The sequence below is a fragment of the Blautia massiliensis (ex Liu et al. 2021) genome, assembly GCF_052064225.1.
In the GTDB taxonomy this organism is placed as follows: domain Bacteria; phylum Bacillota; class Clostridia; order Lachnospirales; family Lachnospiraceae; genus Blautia_A; species Blautia_A fusiformis.
This window is the reverse complement of the sequence record NZ_JBQHWA010000003.1, coordinates 123,932-143,771: the sequence shown is the minus strand read 5'-3', so window position 1 is coordinate 143,771 and position 19,840 is coordinate 123,932. Positions and strand designations below refer to the sequence as shown.

Annotated in this window: 19 protein-coding genes, 1 tRNA gene, 1 pseudogene and 1 riboswitch; of the genes and pseudogenes, 1 reads left to right on the top strand and 20 read right to left on the bottom strand. The window is 43.9% G+C overall.

The window, feature by feature from the left end:
- Nucleotides 1-203 precede the first annotated feature (203 nt).
- The 18 genes and pseudogenes from ACTNDQ_RS01995 to ACTNDQ_RS01910 form a co-directional block, all read right to left on the bottom strand.
- On the bottom strand, nucleotides 204-1,871 hold the full coding sequence (locus ACTNDQ_RS01995) for a glutamine--tRNA ligase/YqeY domain fusion protein (RefSeq protein WP_278795045.1): 1,668 nt from the start codon (nucleotides 1,869-1,871) through the stop codon (nucleotides 204-206).
- Nucleotides 1,872-1,985: 114 nt separating this feature from the next.
- A tRNA-Thr gene (locus ACTNDQ_RS01990) sits at nucleotides 1,986-2,058 on the bottom strand.
- 164 nt (nucleotides 2,059-2,222) lie between these two features.
- Complete coding sequence (locus ACTNDQ_RS01985) at nucleotides 2,223-2,576, bottom strand: hypothetical protein (RefSeq protein ID WP_059085171.1); 354 nt, start codon at nucleotides 2,574-2,576, stop codon at nucleotides 2,223-2,225.
- A gap of 84 nt (nucleotides 2,577-2,660) precedes the next feature.
- The gene (gene sigH / locus ACTNDQ_RS01980) at nucleotides 2,661-3,245 is read right to left on the bottom strand and encodes an RNA polymerase sporulation sigma factor SigH (protein WP_022426224.1); all 585 of its coding nucleotides are present in this window, start codon (nucleotides 3,243-3,245) and stop codon (nucleotides 2,661-2,663) included.
- 36 nt (nucleotides 3,246-3,281) lie between these two features.
- Nucleotides 3,282-4,007, bottom strand: coding sequence for a 23S rRNA (guanosine(2251)-2'-O)-methyltransferase RlmB (rlmB, locus tag ACTNDQ_RS01975; protein ID WP_243874521.1), 726 nt, complete (start codon nucleotides 4,005-4,007; stop codon nucleotides 3,282-3,284).
- Nucleotides 4,008-4,017: 10 nt separating this feature from the next.
- Nucleotides 4,018-4,443 (bottom strand): Mini-ribonuclease 3, encoded by a 426-nt coding sequence (locus ACTNDQ_RS01970; protein WP_022426226.1) that lies wholly within the window; start codon nucleotides 4,441-4,443, stop codon nucleotides 4,018-4,020.
- Entirely contained in the window at nucleotides 4,428-5,837 is a 1,410-nt protein-coding gene (gene cysS, locus ACTNDQ_RS01965) for a cysteine--tRNA ligase (RefSeq protein ID WP_021650981.1), read from the bottom strand. Before cysS ends, ACTNDQ_RS01970 begins: the two co-directional genes overlap by 16 nt.
- A 1-nt stretch (nucleotide 5,838) precedes the next feature.
- Nucleotides 5,839-6,330 (bottom strand): 2-C-methyl-D-erythritol 2,4-cyclodiphosphate synthase, encoded by a 492-nt coding sequence (ispF, locus tag ACTNDQ_RS01960; RefSeq protein WP_278795067.1) that lies wholly within the window; start codon nucleotides 6,328-6,330, stop codon nucleotides 5,839-5,841.
- 70 nt (nucleotides 6,331-6,400) lie between these two features.
- Nucleotides 6,401-7,666 carry a sn-glycerol-1-phosphate dehydrogenase gene (locus ACTNDQ_RS01955; RefSeq protein ID WP_441063463.1) on the bottom strand — a complete coding sequence of 422 codons (1,266 nt, stop codon included), beginning with the start codon at nucleotides 7,664-7,666 and terminating at the stop codon, nucleotides 6,401-6,403.
- Nucleotides 7,667-7,903: 237 nt separating this feature from the next.
- Nucleotides 7,904-8,953, bottom strand: a pseudogene (locus ACTNDQ_RS01950) (GGDEF domain-containing protein).
- Between the two features lie 299 nt (nucleotides 8,954-9,252).
- Nucleotides 9,253-9,328: riboswitch (cyclic di-GMP riboswitch) on the bottom strand.
- Nucleotides 9,329-9,524: 196 nt separating this feature from the next.
- Nucleotides 9,525-9,899 carry a RidA family protein gene (locus ACTNDQ_RS01945; protein WP_302471249.1) on the bottom strand — a complete coding sequence of 125 codons (375 nt, stop codon included), beginning with the start codon at nucleotides 9,897-9,899 and terminating at the stop codon, nucleotides 9,525-9,527.
- 94 nt (nucleotides 9,900-9,993) lie between these two features.
- On the bottom strand, nucleotides 9,994-11,460 hold the full coding sequence (locus ACTNDQ_RS01940) for a serine hydrolase (protein WP_441063461.1): 1,467 nt from the start codon (nucleotides 11,458-11,460) through the stop codon (nucleotides 9,994-9,996).
- Nucleotides 11,461-11,583: 123 nt separating this feature from the next.
- Nucleotides 11,584-13,950, bottom strand: coding sequence for an ATP-dependent DNA helicase (locus ACTNDQ_RS01935; protein ID WP_278795051.1), 2,367 nt, complete (start codon nucleotides 13,948-13,950; stop codon nucleotides 11,584-11,586).
- A 178-nt stretch (nucleotides 13,951-14,128) separates the two neighbouring features.
- Nucleotides 14,129-14,350 carry an HPr family phosphocarrier protein gene (locus ACTNDQ_RS01930; protein WP_015525837.1) on the bottom strand — a complete coding sequence of 74 codons (222 nt, stop codon included), beginning with the start codon at nucleotides 14,348-14,350 and terminating at the stop codon, nucleotides 14,129-14,131.
- A gap of 364 nt (nucleotides 14,351-14,714) precedes the next feature.
- The gene (locus ACTNDQ_RS01925) at nucleotides 14,715-16,034 is read right to left on the bottom strand and encodes an aspartate kinase (protein ID WP_441063458.1); all 1,320 of its coding nucleotides are present in this window, start codon (nucleotides 16,032-16,034) and stop codon (nucleotides 14,715-14,717) included.
- Between the two features lie 182 nt (nucleotides 16,035-16,216).
- Entirely contained in the window at nucleotides 16,217-16,498 is a 282-nt protein-coding gene (locus tag ACTNDQ_RS01920) for a DUF2325 domain-containing protein (RefSeq protein ID WP_015525835.1), read from the bottom strand.
- Nucleotides 16,499-16,641: 143 nt separating this feature from the next.
- Complete coding sequence (tsaA, locus tag ACTNDQ_RS01915) at nucleotides 16,642-17,331, bottom strand: tRNA (N6-threonylcarbamoyladenosine(37)-N6)-methyltransferase TrmO (protein WP_441063455.1); 690 nt, start codon at nucleotides 17,329-17,331, stop codon at nucleotides 16,642-16,644.
- Nucleotides 17,332-17,418: 87 nt separating this feature from the next.
- The gene (locus ACTNDQ_RS01910; RefSeq protein ID WP_441063452.1) at nucleotides 17,419-18,285 is read right to left on the bottom strand and encodes a GGDEF domain-containing protein; all 867 of its coding nucleotides are present in this window, start codon (nucleotides 18,283-18,285) and stop codon (nucleotides 17,419-17,421) included.
- A 135-nt stretch (nucleotides 18,286-18,420) separates the two neighbouring features.
- Between ACTNDQ_RS01910 and ACTNDQ_RS01905 the strand changes: the two genes are divergently transcribed.
- Nucleotides 18,421-18,675, top strand: a complete 255-nt coding sequence (locus tag ACTNDQ_RS01905; protein WP_022426090.1) for a hypothetical protein — start codon at nucleotides 18,421-18,423, stop codon at nucleotides 18,673-18,675.
- 73 nt (nucleotides 18,676-18,748) lie between these two features.
- Here ACTNDQ_RS01905 and ACTNDQ_RS01900 read toward each other — a convergent pair whose 3' ends face one another.
- Both ACTNDQ_RS01900 and ACTNDQ_RS01895 read right to left on the bottom strand, forming a co-directional pair.
- Complete coding sequence (locus ACTNDQ_RS01900) at nucleotides 18,749-19,492, bottom strand: DeoR/GlpR family DNA-binding transcription regulator (RefSeq protein ID WP_441063448.1); 744 nt, start codon at nucleotides 19,490-19,492, stop codon at nucleotides 18,749-18,751.
- A 71-nt stretch (nucleotides 19,493-19,563) separates the two neighbouring features.
- The gene (locus ACTNDQ_RS01895) at nucleotides 19,564-19,821 is read right to left on the bottom strand and encodes an HPr family phosphocarrier protein (protein ID WP_015525831.1); all 258 of its coding nucleotides are present in this window, start codon (nucleotides 19,819-19,821) and stop codon (nucleotides 19,564-19,566) included.
- Between the last annotated feature and the right edge of the window lie 19 nt (nucleotides 19,822-19,840).

Here is a 19,840-nt window from a genome sequence, read left to right as displayed (position 1 = left end):
ATAGAATAAGTCCTCCTTAAAATATATTGGTTTTTCCCAGTATATCAATTGGTGGAGGAAATAGCACTACGCCTTCTTTTGAAGCACTTACTTTTGTACTTATCCATTTATTCCTGATGACGATAAAACAAAACAAGCAGTACACCCTGATACCTGTTCACGGTGTACTGCTGTCATATATTACGTATTCTTTTTGACAGTTTTTATGCTTTCGGTAATTTGAAAGAGCTCTTCAGAGATACAATGCGGTTAAATACCGGTGCTCCCTCCCTGGAGTCATGGATATCTGCGCAGAAGAAACCGTTACGTACAAACTGATAGCTGTCATAACCTTTTGCTTTCAGAAGCTCCGGCTCTACATAGGCACTTGTTACTGTAAGAGAATTCGGATTTACATTAAGAGAACCATCTTCTTTATTGTAAACACCTTTTTCTTCATCTACGATATTCTCGTAAAGTCTTACCTCAACTTTACCTGCATTGGATGCTTCCACCCAGTGGATCGTTCCTTTTACCTTACGTCCGTCCGGTGCATTTCCGCCCTTGGTCTCCGGGTCATAGGTACAGTGAACTACACGGATCGTTCCGTCGTCATCTGCCTCATAACCTGTGCAGGTTACAAAATATGCATTCATAAGACGAACTTCATTTCCAATATAGAGACGTTTGTATTTCTTAGGAGGCTCTGCCATAAAATCATCACGTTCAATATAAAGTTCTCCACTGAACGGGATCTTTCTGGTTCCAAGTTCCTCATTCTCCATATTATTCGGAGCTTCAAGATACTCAACCTGTCCTTCCGGATAGTTATCGATCACGAGCTTGATCGGATCAAGAATCGCCATCATACGCGGACGTTTCAGCTTCAGGTCCTCACGGATGCAGTACTCGAGCATTGCATAATCTACAGAACTGTTCGCCTTTGAAACACCACAGAGTTCTACAAATTTACGGATAGACTCCGGTGTAAATCCACGGCGGCGAAGTGCGGCGATGGATACTAGTCTCGGATCATCCCATCCATCTACGATGCCGTCCTCAACAAGCTTCTTGATATAACGTTTACCTGTAACAACGTTGGTCAGGTACAGCTTTGCAAACTCGATCTGCTTCGGTGGGTGCGGATATTCCAGTTCCTTTACCACCCAGTCATAAAGCGGTCTGTGGTCCTCAAACTCCAGAGTACAGATAGAATGTGTCACACCCTCAATGGCATCCTCGATCGGATGAGCGAAGTCGTACATCGGATAGATGCACCATTTATCTCCTGTATTGTGATGTGTCATGCGGGCTACACGGTAAATGACCGGGTCACGCATGTTCATATTCGGTGATGCCATATCAATCTTGGCACGGAGAACCTTCTCTCCATCTCCGTATTTGCCCTCACGCATCTCTTCAAAAAGCTGAAGATTCTCTTCTACAGTACGGTTTCTGTACGGGCTCTCTTTACCTGGCTCTGTAAGAGTTCCTCGGTACTCACGGATCTGGTCTGCAGTCAGGTCGCAGACAAAGGCCTTGCCTTTCTTAATAAGCTTCATTGCTGCCTCATACATCTGATCAAAATAATCAGATGCAAAGAAAAGTCTGTCTTCCCAGTCTGCACCAAGCCATTTCACGTCAGCCTTGATGGACTCTACAAATTCGGATTTCTCCTTTGTAGGGTTGGTATCATCAAAACGGAGATTGAATTTTCCGTTGTATTTCTGAGCCAATCCATAATTTAAAAGAATAGATTTCGCATGTCCGATATGAAGATAGCCGTTAGGTTCCGGTGGGAAACGTGTATGCACGGTGTCATAAACGCCTTCTTCAAGATCTTTGTCTATAATATTTTCAATAAAGTTTTTGGAAACTGTTTCGTTCTCCATTGCTTTCCCTCCTAAATATCATCCTGATGTTTTATCTTATCATAAATCCGGAGTTTTTGAAACCCGCAAAACCTGTATCTAAACAAAAAATTGTCTGTTTTTAGACACAAAAAAAGCTGCTGACGGGAATCGAACCCGTGACCTCCGCCTTACCAAGGCGACGCTCTACCGACTGAGCCACAGCAGCTTGTTTCGCGACGTTTGTGCCGCTCACAGTTGTTTATATTATCAGATGATTGTCATATTGTCAATACATTATTTTTATTTTTTTAAAAATTCATATTTTCATGATTATAGCACAAAAAATCCTGTGTGCTGTCGCTCACAGACACAGCACGCAGGATTCTCTTTTTACTCTTCTGTCTTTGTCTCTTCTGCTTCTGTCTCTTCTTCCGCTTCGGCCTCCGATTCATCATCTGCAGGTGTTTCCTCTTCTGCTTCTGTTGGTGCCTCTTCAGCATCCTCTGCCTCTTTGGAAACTTCTACAGTCTCAGATGCAGTCTTGTCCCAGTCCTGGAAGACTTCTTTCTCTTCTTTTTCTTCCTTCTTCTCGTCATCCTTGAAATCATCAAGATCTTCGAAATCATCCTCAAAGTCTTCTTCGCATACGGATCGTCTGGATACAAGTGCTGCGATAGCTCCTGCTGCTGCGGCGGTAAGCGCTCCTACTGCAACAAGTCCCCAATATTTATTGATCTTTGCCATAATTTGGTCTCCTTTCTTATTCTGCTCCTTATGAATATTATTTTAATACTTTTATATTCAAAAGGAAAGAGGTATTTACTCTTCTCAAAAATAGCTTTTAATTTTCCCACGGATCCTCTGCAGTGCATTATCAATGGATTTCGGTGTTTTTCCAAGAATCCGGGCAATATCCATATATCCATTTCCATCCAGATACAACTGCAGTACCCTGTTTTCCAGAGGGCTCAGGCTCTTTTTCATTTCATTTTCGAGAGCCGCCACATTTTCCCGGTCGATCAGGATCGATTCCGGATTATCATGCTCCACACAGGAATCTCTGAAGTTTTCCTCCGCCTCTCCGTCGCTTAAAGACACATAAGTATTCAGTGGCTGATGTTTCTGGCGGTTTGAACTTTTAATTGCAGTATATATCTGTCTGTCAATACATATATTTGCAAAAGACTGAAAAGACGACTCCCTGTCTGGCTGGTAATCACGGACTGCCTTAAACAGTCCGATCATCCCCTCCTGTATCAGATCATCTGTGTCCCCACCTATCAGAAACATGGCACGAGCCTTTTTTCTGACCAGACCTTTATACTTTTCCATCAGATAATCTGCAATTGCAGATTCCCCTGCACGAAGTCTTTCGATAAGAGCTTCATCCGTCATCTCATTATATCGGCACATTTTTTCTCCGAACAGCTATGGCTGTATTTGATGTATTTATTTTGACAGTCTCTGTCTCACGATTTCAAAAGCAAGCACCCCTGCTGCTACAGAAGCGTTGAGGGAATCGATATCCCCTTTCATCGGGATCGCGGTAGTAAAATCACATTTCTCTTTTACAAGGCGGCTTACACCATTTCCCTCATTTCCGATCACAAGGCCAATAGGTCCTGTCAGATTCTGACGGTACATCACCTCTCCGTCCATATCTGCACATACGAACCAGATGCCTTTTTCTTTCAGTTCATCAATAGTCTGTCCCAGATTAGCAACCTTGGCAACCGGTGTATAATTCAGTGCGCCTGCCGACGTCTTGGCAACCGTAGCAGTCAGTCCTACTGCTCTGTGTTTGGGAATGATCACACCATGAGCACCTGCGAGATTTGCGGTACGGATGATAGCTCCCAGATTATGAGGATCCTCAATATTATCAAGAAGAATGATAAACGGAGGCTCTCCTTTATTTTCTGCTTTTTTCAGGATATCTTCCACTGTAGAATAATCATAAGCCGCAACCTGTGCGATCACACCCTGATGTGCACCTGTCTCGCTCATGGAATCCAATCGTTCCTTTGGAACAAATTTTACAATGGTATCATGTTTTCTGGCTTCTCTTGCGATGGTGCGGACCGGTCCGTCCTGACAGCCATCCAGAATAAACAGTTTATCAACACATTTACCGGAACGAAATGCCTCAAGGACCGCATTTCTTCCTTCTATCATTTCAGTCAATTTAAACTTCCTCCTTCTCAAGTCCTGCATGGACCAGCTCCAGTATCCTTGAAAAATCCTCTTTCAGGTAAAGATATCCCATCAGCGCCTCAAACCCTGTGGCACGCCGGTAATCCGCCATGGTGGCATGTTTGGCCATAGTAGCGGAATGCGCATTCCTTCCTCTTCGATATACACTTTTTTCTTCTTCTGTCAAAAGTGGTTCGAGGATCTCCATCATACCCGACTGCGCAGATGCTTTTACAAGGCTGCTGGCTTTTTTGTGGAGACGATTTACCGGACAATTCGCTTTTTTCACAAGAATAGTACGGATCACCAGCTCATAAACACCATCCCCGATATAGGCCAGCGTCAGCGGCGAATAGGTCCGAAGGTCTGCGTCTTTCAGATCAAACAGCTCTTTCAGTTTCTTTAAGCTCTCTGCCATTTCACACCTTCTCTTGTATCTTTAAGGATGATACCTTTTTTCAGGAGCTCATCTCGGATCTCATCTGCTCTCTTGAAATCCTTTGCCTTTCTTGCAGCCTGGCGCTCCTGGATCAGATCCTCGATCTCTTTGTCAAGAATCTCTTCTTTTTTCTCGATTTTCAGTCCCAGCACATCACTGAGCTTAAAAAGTTCCTCATAAAGACCACCGGCAAACTCCCTTGAGCTGTTCTCGTCTACGTTTGTGTTGGCAAATTTTACAAGCTCAAAAATTGCCGCAAGTGCATCTGCAGTATTAAAATCATCATCCATGGCAGCTTCAAATTTGGTAACAAAACCTTCTGCCTCTTTGAGAAGCGCAAGCTCTTCCTCTGTAATATTCTCTGCCGCCCCATTGTCTTTACGGTCGCTGAGCTTGCCTGCCGCCTCAAGGATACGCTCCAGAGAGTTCTTTGCTGCCTCCATCAGATCTGCGCTGAAGTTCAGCGGACTTCTGTAATGTGCGTTCAGCATAAAGAACCGGAGAACCTGAAGATCATACTGTTCACCGATCTGACGAACGGTACGGAAATTTCCGAGAGATTTGGACATCTTGCGGTTGTCGATGTTCAGGAAACCATTATGCATCCAGTATCTTGCAAAAATCTTACCATTGCAGCACTCACTCTGTGCGATCTCATTCTCATGATGCGGGAAGATCAGATCCTCACCGCCTGCATGGATATCAATCTCTTCTCCGAGATATTTCTTGGACATAACAGAACACTCAATATGCCAGCCAGGACGTCCGTCGCACCACGGTGACGGCCAGGACGGCTCGCCCTCTTTCTTTGGTTTCCAAAGCACGAAGTCTAACGGATCTTCCTTCTGATCCTCACCGGATACCTTAAGAGAACGGAATCCTGACTGGAGATCATCCAGATTCTTATGAGAAAGCTTGCCATACTCTTTGAATTTCTTTACACGGAAATAAACGGTCCCGTCAGCTGCCGGATATGCATATCCTTTATCAATAAGAGTCTGGATCATGTCGATCATGCCCTGGATCTCCTGTGTAGCCTGGGGTGCAGTTGTAGCAGGTTTTACATTCATATCTGCCATATCCTTCTTGCACTCTTTGATATAACGGGTAGAGATTTCCTCTGCGGAAACGCCCTCTTCAATGGCCTTCTTGATGATCTTGTCATCTACATCGGTAAAGTTGGATACATAATTTACTTCATATCCTTTATATTCCATATATCTGCGCACCGTATCAAAAATGATCATAGGGCGGGCATTTCCGATATGGATCAGATTGTATACCGTAGGTCCGCAGACATACATTTTTACTTTTCCTTCTTCCAGAGGTACAAATTCCTCTTTTCTGCGTGTCAGTGTGTTAAAAATCTTCATGTTACTCTTCCTCCAATTTCCCGATTCTGTACAGGGAGCAGATCGCCTGTGAGGAGATTCCCTCTTCCTTCCCTGTAAATCCAAGGCCTTCCTCTGTGGTCGCCTTGATATTCAGCTGTGATATTTTAATCCCAAGTGCTTCTGCGATATTTTCTCTCATCGTCGGAATATATGGTGCCATCTTCGGTTTCTGAGCGATGATGGTGGCATCGATATTTCCGATCGCATAGTCATTCTCCTTCAGTAATCCTGCAACATGCACCAGAAGTTTCACACTGGAGATTCCCTTATATGCAGGGTCTGTATCCGGAAAATGCTTTCCGATATCTCCAAGAGCCGCAGCTCCCAGAAGTGCATCCATGATCGCATGGATCAGAACATCCGCATCCGAATGGCCCAAAAGACCTTTTTCCCAGGGAATATCAACACCACCAAGGATCAGTTTCCTGCCCTCTGTCAGTTTATGTACATCATATCCCATTCCTACTCTCATCAAACCGTTCATCACTGCCTTTCCTGAAATTTATGTCAAGTCAAAAGAACCTTTTATGAGCTGTTCCTGCTCAGTATGTGAGCATCTTCCGAAGTCTCAGAAGGCTCAACCTTCTTCTTGTATACGGTGCAAGTCTGAGACTCTCCTCAATTGCTTTTCCCGGCAATCCGATATCCCGGACTCTGCTCACGCAGCCGACGATACTCATCATCTCCTGCATATCTGTAACTGCAGGAAGAAGATCTATGATCTTAAGGATTTCCGGAAGTGTACCGGAAAGTGTTTCTATGCTTACATCGTCCAGAAGTTCCGGAGTGTTTTCTTTTTCAAGTGCTCCAAGAATCCCTTTTCTGCCGAAGGTCTCCTGCAGGAGTTCTCTGTCTCCGTCTGTAAAGGCATGCACTCTGCAGGCTCCTCTTCGGATAGCATCTGCAAGCTTTTTATATTCCAGAAGGACCAACATGGTTGCTGCAGAAACCTTCTCCCCGTGAAGAGCATCCAGGTGACCATTGACCACTTCCATATCCCAGAGGTGGACCATATGGTGCTCCGCCCCGGATGCCGGTCTGGAGTTTCCTGTCATCTGCATGGCCAGTCCGGAAAGGATCAGCGCATACATCAGCTTCTCACATGCATCTTTCTCTCCTGCTGCAATTTCTTTCAGATTATCCTTAACAGTCCGGATCGCTTTTGTTTCCAGGTCTGCCACCGCTGTACAATAGTATTCATCCATAAGAATACTTGCTATCTTCCAGTCTGCCAGCGCAATGTATTTTCCCAGAATATCCGACACCCCGGCTGCTGTAAGCCTTGCAGGCGCCTTAGCAAAAATATCCGTATCCGCAAAAACAAAAAGTGGCGCAGATGCCTGAAATACTTTTTTTACACCATTCCAGGTCATGTCTGCTACTGTGGAAGTAAATCCGTCTGAACTGGCTGCGGTGGGCACAGAGACAAAAGGGATCCGGTACTGATGGGCGACAAAACGGCTGAGATCATGGATCGTCCCCGCTCCAACTGCAAGAACAAGATCGATGTCCTCTTCCATATAATTCTCCACGATCTCCACGGCACGCTCATCTGCCTCAAGACCTTCAGCATCCAGGATCAGTACCTGACACCGGTCGTAGATATCCTCCATCAGTTCCTCTGTAGCTTTGTAACTATTCGTGTCACAGATCAGAAGCGGGGAAATACATTCTTTCAGATCACCGTCTGACATTTCCTTTTCCAGTTTCCCGATAGCTCCTGATTCAATTACAATTTCTCTAACGTCTATGTGGTGCTCCCTCCCGCAGCTGCAAGGTCGGGCAAAATCGTCCGCATCGACTCGCATGTACTTATGTCCTCCTGACTTCCTTTAATGATTCACAGCGTATTTCTCTGTCCGCTGAATGATACAATATTACAGTTTGGTATTATACAGGATTTTTTTTTATTACGCAATAACGTGCTTTGACTTGTTTCATCTTATACCAAGAATCCTTTGTTTTCAAGGATTTCCAGTGTTTCTACGCAAAACAATATTTCGTCTGATCGCGCCTATTATCTTTTATCTACTCTGAGCTGAAAGCTAATTATATTTCTTGCATATCTGTTTATTTTTATACATATAAGCATCTGCAGCATCCAATAACATCTGCATTGTACACGACATATCATCGGAGGATAATGCCCATCCGCATGCATAGTCGATTGGTATTTGATTTTCATAACTATTTAATCTGTCTTTTTCTCTGTTCAAGGATTTTAATATTTCCTTAATTTTCGCCTCGCTTGTATGATAAATGACTGCTATAAACTCATCTCCGCCATATCTTCCAACAAAATCCTTTTCTGGAATAACACTGCGCAAAAGCTTTGCGAAATTTATTATTAACTGATCTCCTGCGGAATGTCCCATTGTATCATTTACAGTTTTTAAATTATTTAAATCAAACATTATGCAAGCTGTAGGATCTGTAATTATATCTTTTTTATTAAGAAGATCATTACAGGCATTTTTATTTGGCAGCCCAGTATGGGCATCTATAAATGCTTTCTGTTCCAGCAGTCTGTTTTGCATTGCCATCTGCATTGCCCTTAGAGTCTGCATAATAACCAATATCACCAGACTCAACATATCAAGTGCCGACAAAAGCTCTATAGTACGAATCTTTACAGCGATCTTTTCTGAATAGCTTTCTGCGGAAGAGACAGTTTCATCTGCCATCGAAAAATATATTTCACTCATATTAACAATGTCTGTATTTTCGTATCCCTTGTTTCTTGCTGCTTCAATTTCTGTTTTCAATTTATCCCAGTAATCACTCTGGATTTGCAATTTTTCCTAGTATTCTTCATCATTGAGTTTTACCAGATCATAATGTCCATCCTGATATCTCAATCCAAGAAGAATATCATCCAAATATTTAATTAATTCTTCATCTTGGTTTCCTGTAATTTCTAATTTTACTTCACGCTGTGTAGCTCCACGTACCAGACCTGCATAATTTATTACGCGTGCTGTCCCCTGCAGCCTACTAATCTGAAGCATCATAAAAATAATAAGAACTACTAATATCAATATAAGAAAACTCTGTATAATACCTATTATATTTTTACTTTTCTTGTTTGTCTGCATTTCACAATTTATCCCAAACCTTAAATAATATTCATTTACTTTCCTACAGGAAATCAAATGACAGACTTTTGGTCAGTGAACTTTCATTAAGAATATTAATCTTTGAAGATGGAATGACAGTTGCAGCAGTTTTCTTGCTGCTTTATAACTTCCGCTAACATCAACAGCAGCTTATCAATCCACTCATGTCATTGATGTTTGGATCATAAACTGTCTGTGTACAAATATCGGGAAGATCATCTCCTGTTGATAAATCATTCCTCAAAAAAAGCACTGCCAGCCAGACAGTGCACCTCATTTCATGCAACTGGCTGCCATTTTACAGGCCCTATAGCTTTGCGTCCCAGACTTTCATCTGGTTTGCCGATCATCCTTATTAAGCTTTTATACGTATCCTAAAAAACTGGTTTTATTATACTACAGCGCTCTACTTTACACAAGAAAAAACATTACCGTTTTAACGCCCGAAAACAAAAAAAGATTGCTCCAAAACAGAGAAAAATACTTTATCCCCACGAAAAGAAATCCCCGCTGTCTGACTGAAATCAGACAACAGGGATTTTTTATCAGATCATCCGATCGCTGCGATCACTTCTACCTCGCAGAGAACGTTCTTTGGCAGTGTCTTGACTGCAACACAGGAACGTGCAGGTTTATTTATGAAATATTTGGCATATACTTCATTAAATGCCGCAAAATCGTTCATATCTGCAAGGAAGCATACTGTCTTGACTGCATTCTCATAACTGGAACCGGCAGCTTCCAGAACTGCTCCGAGATTCTTCATAACACGGTCAGCCTGCTCCTCGATGGTTGTGCCAACTACCTCTCCAGTTGCCGGATCCACCGGGATCTGACCGGATGTGTAAAGTGTATCTCCATGGATGATAGCCTGGGAGTATGGTCCGATTGCTGCAGGTGCTTTGTCTGTATGTACTGTCTTCATAATAGAATTCCCCTTTCATGAACATTTCGGATACTTCTCTGGCGGAAATATCCATCAGGATCTTGCTCAGCTGTTTTTTATTCTAACTCACAGATCACCCCTGGTCAAGGTCCATATTCAGATAATTATAAACAATACCGGAAATATCCCGGATATGCGAAACTGCGTCCCCAGGTTTACAGTCTTCTGACATCACACAGAGGATATATGTAGTCTTTTCTCCATATACAATGGCGATATCATGCTGGTCCGTATCCGTTTCTCCAGTCTTATTTGCAATTTCCACGGACACAGATATCCCGCTGGGGATCTTAGTAGTAACCTGCTGGTTCAGAAGCAGGTTCAGCATAGCCTCCGAAGCTTCTTTCGATACACATTCTCCTTTATAGATCCGGGAAAGAAGCTCTGCGCAGTCTTTTACGGAAGTGGTGTTCCTGCCACCGAGGCCGACGTCCTTTGAAGAGGACGGGCTTAAGATATGCTGTACGGAAGTATCTGCAAATTTCTGTTCCGCAAGAAATCCATTTACAGCCTGTGCTCCGTCCTTAAAAACACCCGATGCTGTCTGCAGACGTACCAGCTCATTAAAAGATTCATTGTCACTGACTGTGATCATATTCCAGAGAAGGTCATTGACCTTTGTGGATACGGACGGATCTGTAACATCTTTTTTCATTTTTGCCGCTTCATTCTGAAGGACTGCATCCATGTTGGCATAGGTCTGGGCCATGACAAACACTTTGATCAGACTGGCTGAGTACAGTGACTGACTGTTCTGTTCAAACTCCTGATCACTGGTCAGATCCTTTACATAAACGCTCCATGTACCCTCATAGGTTCCAAGAAGATCCGCAAGCCGTTTCTCAAGGCCATCCATTCCCAGATCTTTCGTCTCGACTTTTCCGGATTTATCCACGGAAAATCCCTCCGGAGTCTCTCCCTCTTCCTGGAGCAGAACGCCGTTTTCTCCGCCAAAATAATAATATCCGTCAAACATCTGTCCTGCAGCATTCATTTCCAGATAATGGATACCTGGATCTGTAACCATTTTTCCATATTCATCAAAAAAATACAGCCCGTTGTATGTTGTTTTGTCCACCACCAGATCATCCATATAACGTACCTGTGGAGAGGCGCTGAGTTTTCCCAGATTGTTTACCATATAACAGCCGTCAAAAGAAACTTCCTCACCGCTGCCGTCTTTTGCCGGAGCCTTCAGATCGGTGATCTGGACCATATGCGAATTTCCCGCTGTAAATTTACCACTTTCGTCGTGATAATAATATCCATCAAAAACCGTTCCGTCGATCTCAAAATGATCAAAATAATACACTGCCGGAGTATTTTCTTTGGTTCCATCTTCATTCAGGCAGTAAAAGCCATTGCTTTTCAGAATATATTTCCCGCTTTCACCGGGAATTGGAAGTATCTGGGACTCCTCCGTAACAGAACCAAGGCTTCCCTGTGCCGTCTGCTGCACTGTTGTCGCAAAAACCGGCTGTGCGAGCATCACTGTGCTCAGACAAAATGCCAATGCTTTATATATTTTTTTTCGTCTCATATACTTCTTTCACTTTTCTTATGATCCTATTTTACAGTTTCTTGTCCTGATCCGGCATCCACACATTCCTCCAGTGATTTTCCAGATAAAGACTCTATAAGTATATCGGATTTCTCCGTTCTGTCAAGTAAACCTCTTCCAGAACGTCTCCACTGCACCTTCTACCGTATCCAGCCTGCAGCCTGTACGGTCCTGCCATTCCCTGGGAAAGATTTCCTGGTAATCCCGATCCCAGAAGCGGTCATCCAGAAGCAATATCACGCCTTTATCCTCTTTTGTGCGGATCACGCGCCCGGCGGCCTGAAGCACCTTGTTCATACCCGGATAGCGATATGCATAATCAAAACCACAGTGATTCTTTTTATCGTAATACTCTTTCAGGATCTCACGCTGACTGCCGATCTGGGGAAGTCCGGTTCCTACGATCACTGCCCCGATCAGACTTTCCCCTGTCAGATCAACACCCTCAGAAAAAATCCCTCCAAGGACACAGAACCCTACCAGGGTACCTTCCCTTTCCTGAAATTCCTCCAAAAATCCTTCCCGTTCCTGTTCTGTCATATCCGGCGTCTGACACACGCAGCGCACCCAGTCTACGGAAAATTCTTCCTCATAAACCTGCAGTACGTCTTCCATAAGACGATACGACGGAAAAAACACCATATAATTTCCCTGCCTCTGCCAGACACATCTGGCAATATATCCGGCAATCTTCTGGTATTCTGCACGATTTCTCCGGGTATACCGGCTGCTTACGTCGCTGCCGATAAGAATCCTGCGGTTTTCTTTTGGGAAAGGAGACTGCACATAAATCCCATAGGCATCACGGTCTGTTGTCAAAAGCTCCCGGTAATAGAGCATGGGAAACATTGTAGCTGAAAAGAAAATTGCACTTTTCCCTTTTTTCAGGTATTCTCCCAGATTTTCTGCCGGGTTCACACAGAACAGCCTCAGACGAAATCCTTCTTCTGCGCTGTTTTCGGTATATACTACATAATTTTCATCTACCAGCTCTGAAACATTTAAAAAATCACGCACTATAAAATAAAATTCCAGTATTTCCCTGCGTAGTTCTTCTTCCAGTTCTTTTTCCTCCAGTATTTCTTCCAGTTCACCTGATATCGTAAGAAATGTGATCGGCAGTACTCCGGGATTGGACAGCACCTGATACCCTTTTCCTGTTTCCGCAAGATTCTCTTCCAGTTCCATCATCTGGCGATTTGCTTTATCCAGTGTTCTGGCCAGTTTTGAAAACCTCTTTCTTATCTTCTTTCGAAGTGCTACCAGACTCTGACGGGAAATACCGGCACTGTACATCTCTCTGCCACGTTCTACCAGATTATGTGCCTCATCGATCAGAAAAATATGATCCCCGGAAATATTTTCCCCGAAAAAACGTTTCAGATGAACATTGGGATCAAACACGTAATTATAATCACAGATGATCCCGTCTACCCAGATTGAAAGATCCAGACACATTTCAAAAGGGCACACCTGCCATTTTTCTGCATGAGCACGGATCACTTCTCTGGAATATACCTCTTCAGTGGTCCAGAGCTCATAAACCGCATCATTTACCCGGTCAAAATGCCCCTTTGCATAAGGACATTTCTCCGGTGTACATTCCGGAGTATCCTGAAAACACAGCTTTTCCTTTGCCGTGATCGCCGTTACCTTGAATTTCAGACCTTTTTCCCGCAGGATGTGAAATGCCTCCTGCGCCACAGTTCCTGTGATGGTTTTTGCGGTAAGATAAAAAAGTGTTTCACCTTTTCCCTCACCGATGGCGCGCACGGACGGAAAAATGGCAGACATGGTTTTTCCCACACCGGTAGGCGCCTGAACAAATAAGGTCTTCCCGCTGGAAACCGTATGGTACACACCACTAACAATATCCCGCTGCCCTTCTCTGTATGGAAACGGAAACTGCAGATCCTTCATGGATGCATTTCTCTCTTTTTTCCAGTTAAGAGAATATGCGATCCATTTGTGATAGGCATCCAGAAGCTTCTGATACCAGCCTTTAAGCTCCTCTATGGAAAAATCCTCACGAAATCTCCTGGTTTCCTCCGTCTCAAGATGAGCGTAGGTCATCTGAATGTGGATTTCAGAAATCCTTTCTTTTTCTCCCCAGATCAGTCCGTAACACATGGCCTGGGCACGGTGGACAGGTATTGGCATGTCCATTGCCTGGACATTTCCGTAAGTCCCCTTGATCTCATCAATATAAACGGCTCCGTCCTCTGTAAAGATCCCATCTGCACGGCCCTCGACCTGAATGACCACATCGTCGTATTCACTTTCTTTTTTCAGAGAAACCTCTGCCTGATAATCGCCCTTCATACTCCGCTGTATCTTGCGGTGAAGCCTTCCGCCTTTTAACATGGCTTCCTTATCTCCGGATGTCCCACTGCTGTTATCCAGATCTCCGCTCCTCAGTATAAATTCCACAAGATTTCTGACAGAAATCCGCACTCTTGGTTTTTCCATATTTTCACTCCCGGCAGCTGCCGGAATTCCAGTCCGGCAGCTATTCTTTTTCCATGCTATACCAGGATTATACCATAAAATATGATCCGAAAGCTTCCCATAATAAAAAGGACGCATGTTCTGCTTTTCTTCTCATGAACTGCGCCCTTTTATCACCGTTTTTCTTTATTCATATTTCTCAACCTGCTGCATACTTGGAAAGAACACGATTAAAATCCTCATCTTCTCCGTAACACTTTACTGTCAGAGTCTTTGTCAGATCCAGACTCAAAAGTCCGAGGATCGACTTTGCATCAATGATAATACGGTTATAAAATACATCAATATCAAAATTACATCTGCTGGCTGCACTGACAAACTCCTGTGCACTTTTTTCATCCAGTTTGATCTGTTTCTCCATAGCTGACCGCCTGCCTTTCTGATTTTTTCATATTTCAGTTTTACACAAAAGTTAAGTTTTTGTCAATACTGTTTATTTCATATCAAACTTTTTTTCGACACAATGTACAATATCTTTGTCTTTCCTTTGGAAATCCTGTTGAATTTGATTGTATTATTTTTAGATAAATCTTAGATTTTTTCCAAAAAAATCCGCCGCAGGACGGTATGTTACACGTACTGCGGCGGATTTATATCAATCGGATATTCGGAATCCGCTTCGCTACTTCCTCATAAACAAAATCCGTTTCCGGATTTATATCAATCGGATATTCGGAATCCGCTTCGCTACTTCCTCATAAACAAAATCCGTTTCCGGATTTTGTTTATATCCGTGTCAGAACAAAAATATCGTAGATTGCTCTGACTGCTTTTTCGAAATCACGATTCTCTACACCGATGATGATATTCAGCTCACTGGAACCCTGGTCGATCATTTTTACGTTTACATTTGCATGGGCAAGAGCAGAGAAGATCCTTCCTGCAGTGCCTCTCTGGGATTTCATTCCACGACCAACAACTGCGATCAGTGCAAGGTCAGATTCCATCTCCACAAAATCAGGCTGCACCAGACGGTGGATACCTGCGATAACCTGCTGCTCTTTCTCCTCAAATTCGTCCTGATGAACATATACAGTCATGGTATCGATTCCGGATGGTACATGCTCAAAGCTGATCCCCTGATCTTCAAATACCTGAAGTACCTTGCGTCCGAACCCGATCTCACTGTTCATCATGGATTTCTCGATATTAATAGAGCAGAAGCCTTTCTTTCCGGCGATACCGGTAATAGTGAATTTCGGCTTCTTACAGGTGCTCTCTACGATCAGAGTACCTTTATCCTCCGGGCTGTTTGTGTTACGGATATTGATCGGAATTCCCTCTTTACGAACCGGGAAAATGGCATCCTCATGAAGAACAGTAGCTCCCATGTAGGAAAGCTCACGAAGCTCTCTGTATGTGATCGCCTCGATAGGCTCCGGATTGTGAACGATACGCGGATCTGTTACAAGAAAACCGGAAACGTCCGTCCAGTTCTCATAAATATCTGCATGGATAGCCTTTGCAACCAGGGAACCTGTCACATCAGAACCACCTCTGGAAAATGTCTTTACTGTGCCATCTGCACATGCGCCGTAAAATCCCGGAATAACCGCATGCTGGGATTTGCTGAGTTTTTTGGAAAGGAGTTTATTGGTCTCCTCCGCTTCCAGATTACCAGCTTTATCAAAACGGATCACAGAAGCTGCATCCACAAAATCATATCCAAGATATGCAGCCATGATCTTACCATTGAGGAACTCTCCTCTGGATGCCGCATACTGGATTCCTGCCTGTGCACGGAAATCCTCATCGATCTTCTTGAACTCCTCCTCAAGAGAAAGGCTCAGTCCGAGTCCCTTGATGATCTCATAATATCGCGCCTTGATCGCATTGATCTTCTCAGTGATATCCTCCCCTTTGGATGCTGCGTCATAACATCCATAAAGCATATCCGTCACTTTGATATCCTCGTCAAATCTCTTTCCCGGAGCTGACGGAACTACATAACGGCGGCTCCCATCACTGCGGATGATATCGCCCACTTTCTGGAACTGCTCCGCATTTGCAAGAGAACTTCCACCGAACTTTACAACTTTTTTCATGATAACACCTCTCACCTGTAATTTCGACTTCCAGCGCCGCCTTTTCACCATTCACTGCAACGCTTTACCACAGAAACCTACGGCTATTTTATTGAATAATTTGTAATTTTGCAAGCCTTTCCGTAACATTTCTGCAAAAAAAGTCAAATTATACAAGAGAAAAGTATCTCCTGACCTGTTTCTTATGCACAGTACTGCTTCAGAATGTTCTCGAGAGCTGCAGCGCTGCTTGTGTGACAGCGGCATACCGGAATGGATTTTTTCTTTGCTTCTTCTACTGCGCAGTTTACCATTTTGTGGGAAACGGTACTGGTGAACAGGATCATCAGATCCGGCACCCCGATCTTTTTCTTCATGGCTCCTTTTTCCTTGGCAAAAACTTTCGCCTTGCATCCGAAGCCTTTGCAGATATCCTCATACTGACATACCATTCTTTCATTACCGCCTACAATTACAACGCTCATAATTCACTCTCCTTTGATCTCTGAACTTTTATATGACTGTTTCAAGGTTATTTTAAACTAACTTTACTTTTAAAATAATGAGTTAGCACTTGCTAACTCATTTATTATAATACCATTTCACAAAAAGTTTGTCAAAGGTAATTTTAAATTCTGTCTGATTTTTTATATCCTGTGATCTCACATACTGTAAGTATGCCGTTTTTTACCTGAAAATGAACATCCATTCCTGCAAAAGGCATTCCGTATATCCTCTCCGGATCTTTCTGGTAGGCAGGCCTCGGATCCTCTCTGAGCACGCCTTCCAACGCAGTAAGCTTATCCTCCGGAATCCTTGCCTTCCATTCTTCCGGGATCTCTACCTGCAGAAAATGCTGTTTCACCTTCGTCGCAAAGCCACCCAGCGCTTCCGGATGGCAGTCTGCCACAGGCAGATATGGCTTGATATCATAGATGGGGGTTCCGTCCATCAGGTCCGCACCGGATACGATCAGTACAGGAGCTTCTTTGCTTTCCAGATCGATCTTTTCAAGCTTCACACAAGATAAGCCTACAGGATTGGGACGGAAGGGCGATCTGGTGGCAAATACGCCCATCCTTTCATTTCCGCCCAGGCGTGGCGGACGTACTGTAGGGGACCAATTCTCACGGATCGACTGTGAAAACTCCCACAGCAGCCAGATATGCGAAAAATCTTCCAGTCCTTTTACCGCTTCCCGTACCCGGTATTCCGGTTCAAAAACAATACAGGCTGTCAGTTCTTCCACTCGACCACTCTGACGCGGGATTCCGAATTTTGTCGGAAAATCACTTCTGATCCTTGCGATTATCTTCATATCCCTATTCTCCCTTTCACTTGCCAGATATACACCTCATGCGCCTGTTACATAATTCTGCTTTCAATGACTGTCATGTCATTTCCGTCAGATCCTCTTGTAGGCAACACAGTTTTTTTGCCGCTTGGCCTGATAGAGAAGCCTGTCCGCTTCCATCACTCCATCTCTGACCTTACAGCTTCCATATACACCTCCCACGCTCATGGAAAGCCGGATTTCTTTGTATTCCGGCACATCTGCCATTGCGATCTCTTCCCGGATATCTTCCAGCTTCTGCTGAAATACCTTTTCCGGAATTTCTTCAAACATCAGAAGAAATTCGTCTCCTCCATAACGCAGTACCACGTCATCTGCCCGCACATGCTCAAAAATCGTTCTGACAATGGTACAAAGCGCCGCATCTCCAGCTACATGGCCATAGCTGTCATTGATCTGTTTAAAATTGTCCACGTCGATCATAGCTATAGCCCCCATCTTATCCAGGGATTTCAGCTGTTCCTCAAAATATCTCCGGTTTCTGGCACCAGTCAGAGGATCTTCATATAATTCCCGGTTGAATCTGCTGATCTTATCGATCAGAGATCCGCTTCCATAAGCTCCCAGAAAGATCTTATCCGTCATTTTAAAGACCATTTCCATGACAAGAGGTGTCCCGTCTATAACCACATATTTGGCGATCAACTGATAAATGTCATCATTGACGAACTCAAATTTCGTCATTTTGTTTTTACGGGCAAAAACTTTGGCAGAAATACAGTTCTCACATCTTCTGCCTTTATTCCACACTGCAAAGCATTTATGTTCTGCTTCATAAGAGCAATCGTCTGAGCCAATATTTACCGGAGCTGTACGGCTGACATCCACCAGTCTTACAATGTCAAAAACCGTCTTCAGCATTTCTATTTCCATATTTACTTCCCGGGCAGTCATAAATACACCCTTATCTTTATCCATAGTATTATCCTGCGTTTCTGAAATATTATATACATTCATGATAACACATTGCGCATCAATTCACAATTGTATTTCATCGTCGTTTATGCTATTGTATAGTGTATAAGAAGTAATATTTTTATCAGGAGGTTTCATATGGCACAGAGACGTACAAAGATAGAAGTACTCAATGAGAAAATTTCCAAAGTAGATTCCAAGATTGCTGCCTGCACCGAAAAGATAGCAGCGCTGGAGGATGAAAAAACTGCACTGGCAGCTCAGCTGGATGAGATCCGAAAAGCTGAAAAAAAGGCAAAGGAAGCTGCCGAACTGAAACGTCTGCTCAAGCTGATGCAAAAAAAAGACATTTCCGTGGAAGATCTGGAAGCCATGATCTCCAGGGAAGCCTGAAACAGATCCTCAACAAACAAAAAACCGGTTTACGAAGAATTTTTTCTTCCAAACCGGTTTTTTTGTGATCTTTCTATGATATGATCTGTATATTTCTGCAAGCTTTATATTCTTTGGAACAGCTTTCCGTCAGGATCACCGCTCCGTCAAATGAAAAGAACGTCACCGCACTGATCTGTCCGAATTTGGAGCTGTCAGACACCACGTACTTTTCCAGACACTGCTCCATGGCGGTTCGCTTTACCAGCGCCTCATTAGATTCCGGCGTGGTAAAGCCTTCTCTCTGAGTCATCCCGTTGGTCCCGAAAAAGCCCTTTGTAAAATGATAATTCTTCAGCATCTGCATGGCCTGACTTCCGATCACAGCTTCCGTAGATCCCTTCAGTTCTCCGCCGATCAGCAGCACACGGACTCCCATCTGAGCCAGAGCCCTGGCATGGGAAACACCATTGGTGACAAAAGTCGCCCCGGAGCCTTCCAGATGCTCCAGCATATATCCGGTAGTCGTTCCCGCATCCAGATATACAAAATCCTCCGGCTGGATCAGAGATGCCGCATAGGCTGCGATCTTCTTTTTTTCTTCAATATTCAGCTCAACTTTCTGGGCTACGGTAGGCTCATAGGCATTGACAGTATGTTCCAGTGCCACCGCACCGCCAAAAACCCTGGTCAGCTTCCCCGCCTTGTAAAGCGCCGTGATGTCTCTGCGGACCGTAGATTCCGATGCATCCAGGATATCTTTCAGTTCTGTTACCGTAACACTGTTTTTTTCTCTGAGAAGGCCGAGTATGATCTCGTATCTCTGCTCCGTCAGCATTCCTTTTCCTCCTTCAAAAAAGACATCCCGATCGACCGGACCGGGATGCCTTCTGTTCACTCATTCTGAGATTACAGGTTCTCCTGCATGAATTTGCTTACTGCCTCGTATGCTGCATCCTCATCTGCACCATCGAATGTAAAGGTAACCTCATGTCCCTTCTTTACGCCAAGTCCCATAAGTGCAAGAAGCTTTCTGCACTCTACAGTCTTGCCGTCCTTCTCGATAGTGATCTTGGACTCGAAACCTTTTACAAGCTTCACAAGCTCTCCGGCCGGACGTGCATGGATTCCTTCGTTATCTGTTACTACATACTTGAATTCTTTCATTTCTTTATCCTCCAGTTTT

Excerpts from the sequence above, each read along its gene's own strand:
- ACTNDQ_RS01940 (WP_441063461.1), bottom strand. The coding sequence starts at position 11,460 with ATGAGACGAAAAAAAATATATAAAGCATTGGCATTTTGTCTGAGCACA.
- tsaA (WP_441063455.1), bottom strand. The coding sequence starts at position 17,331 with ATGAAGATAATCGCAAGGATCAGAAGTGATTTTCCGACAAAATTCGGA.
- ACTNDQ_RS01930 (WP_015525837.1), bottom strand. The coding sequence starts at position 14,350 with ATGGAGAAACAGATCAAACTGGATGAAAAAAGTGCACAGGAGTTTGTC.
- ACTNDQ_RS01995 (WP_278795045.1), bottom strand. The coding sequence starts at position 1,871 with ATGGAGAACGAAACAGTTTCCAAAAACTTTATTGAAAATATTATAGAC.
- ispF (WP_278795067.1), bottom strand. The coding sequence starts at position 6,330 with ATGAGAGTAGGAATGGGATATGATGTACATAAACTGACAGAGGGCAGG.
- sigH (WP_022426224.1), bottom strand. The coding sequence starts at position 3,245 with ATGTGCCGATATAATGAGATGACGGATGAAGCTCTTATCGAAAGACTT.
- ACTNDQ_RS01985 (WP_059085171.1), bottom strand. The coding sequence starts at position 2,576 with ATGGCAAAGATCAATAAATATTGGGGACTTGTTGCAGTAGGAGCGCTT.
- ACTNDQ_RS01925 (WP_441063458.1), bottom strand. The coding sequence starts at position 16,034 with ATGAAAAAAGTTGTAAAGTTCGGTGGAAGTTCTCTTGCAAATGCGGAG.
- ACTNDQ_RS01905 (WP_022426090.1), top strand. The coding sequence starts at position 18,421 with ATGGCACAGAGACGTACAAAGATAGAAGTACTCAATGAGAAAATTTCC.
- ACTNDQ_RS01955 (WP_441063463.1), bottom strand. The coding sequence starts at position 7,666 with ATGCGAGTCGATGCGGACGATTTTGCCCGACCTTGCAGCTGCGGGAGG.
- rlmB (WP_243874521.1), bottom strand. The coding sequence starts at position 4,007 with ATGATAGAAGGAAGAAATGCGGTCCTTGAGGCATTTCGTTCCGGTAAA.
- ACTNDQ_RS01900 (WP_441063448.1), bottom strand. The coding sequence starts at position 19,492 with ATGCTGACGGAGCAGAGATACGAGATCATACTCGGCCTTCTCAGAGAA.
- ACTNDQ_RS01910 (WP_441063452.1), bottom strand. The coding sequence starts at position 18,285 with ATGGATAAAGATAAGGGTGTATTTATGACTGCCCGGGAAGTAAATATG.
- ACTNDQ_RS01935 (WP_278795051.1), bottom strand. The coding sequence starts at position 13,950 with ATGGAAAAACCAAGAGTGCGGATTTCTGTCAGAAATCTTGTGGAATTT.
- ACTNDQ_RS01920 (WP_015525835.1), bottom strand. The coding sequence starts at position 16,498 with ATGAGCGTTGTAATTGTAGGCGGTAATGAAAGAATGGTATGTCAGTAT.
- cysS (WP_021650981.1), bottom strand. The coding sequence starts at position 5,837 with ATGAAGATTTTTAACACACTGACACGCAGAAAAGAGGAATTTGTACCT.
- ACTNDQ_RS01945 (WP_302471249.1), bottom strand. The coding sequence starts at position 9,899 with ATGAAGACAGTACATACAGACAAAGCACCTGCAGCAATCGGACCATAC.
- ACTNDQ_RS01895 (WP_015525831.1), bottom strand. The coding sequence starts at position 19,821 with ATGAAAGAATTCAAGTATGTAGTAACAGATAACGAAGGAATCCATGCA.
- ACTNDQ_RS01970 (WP_022426226.1), bottom strand. The coding sequence starts at position 4,443 with ATGGCAGAGAGCTTAAAGAAACTGAAAGAGCTGTTTGATCTGAAAGAC.